This window comes from Komagataeibacter kakiaceti JCM 25156, from assembly GCF_000613305.1.
In genome coordinates this window covers 1-973 of sequence record NZ_BAIO01000706.1, presented here as the reverse complement: position 1 = coordinate 973, position 973 = coordinate 1, and the positions used below count along the sequence as shown (strand labels likewise).

General features: G+C 67.1%; 1 protein-coding gene and 1 pseudogene. Both read right to left on the bottom strand.

Annotated features, from left to right (window positions below; all coding sequences use genetic code 11):
- A pseudogene (locus JCM25156_RS18150) lies at nt 1–206 on the bottom strand (RsmB/NOP family class I SAM-dependent RNA methyltransferase); the annotation flags it as partial.
- Between the two features lie 37 nt (nt 207–243).
- Nucleotides 244–973: IMP dehydrogenase (gene guaB / locus JCM25156_RS18145; RefSeq protein WP_025814254.1), on the bottom strand; the 730-nt coding region annotated here is incomplete at its 5' end.

Below are 973 nucleotides of genomic sequence, written 5' to 3'. Positions count from 1 at the left end.
CCGGCACGCGCGATCCACCACTCCAGCCGCCGCCAGTGGCGCAGGATACGCCAGACCCGCGCGGATATGGCGCGGCGGTCGCCGCCGCCGATATAGCGCCGCTCCCTGAAGAAAGCGTTGGCCAGCGCATCGGCCGGACGCTGCGGCGTCGCCTCCATTGCGGCAAGCAGGTCAATGGCGGCGGAAAGCCGTGCGCTGGGTGTCATGGATTATGGAACCGTTACTGTCATGAAACCGGCAGGATCAGTCCTGCCGGTAGTTCGGGGCTTCGCGCGTGATGGAGACATCATGCACATGGCTTTCACGCAGGCCCGCGCCGGTAATGCGGCGGAAACGCGCGCGCTTCTGCAGGTCCGCCACCGTGGCGGAGCCGGTATAGCCCATGCCGGCGCGCAGGCCGCCCACAAGCTGGTGGACCACCGCGCCCATGGCCCCCTTGTACGCCACGCGGCCTTCGATCCCTTCGGGGACCATCTTGTGGGTGTCCTTGATTTCCTGCTGGAAATAGCGGTCGGCCGATCCGCGCGCCATCGCGCCAAGGCTGCCCATGCCGCGATAGGATTTGTAGGTGCGGCCCTGATACAGGAACACCTCGCCCGGCGCTTCCTCCGTGCCGGCCAGCAGCGAGCCGACCATCACCACATCCGCCCCGGCGCCAATGGCCTTGACTATATCGCCCGAGGTGCGGATGCCGCCATCGGCAATGGCGGGCACATCGAGTTCATGGCACGCAGCGGAAGTTTCCATCACGGCGGAGAACTGCGGCACGCCCACCCCCGCCACAACGCGCGTGGTGCAGATGGAGCCGGGGCCGATCCCCACCTTCACGCAGTCCGCACCGGCGTTGATCAGCGCGCGGGCGGCTTCGGGCGTGGCGACGTTACCGGCCACGATCTGGATCTCGTTTTCAATCGCGCGCAGGCGTTCGATGGTTTTCAGCACGCCCGCCGAATGGCCATGCGCGGTATCGACC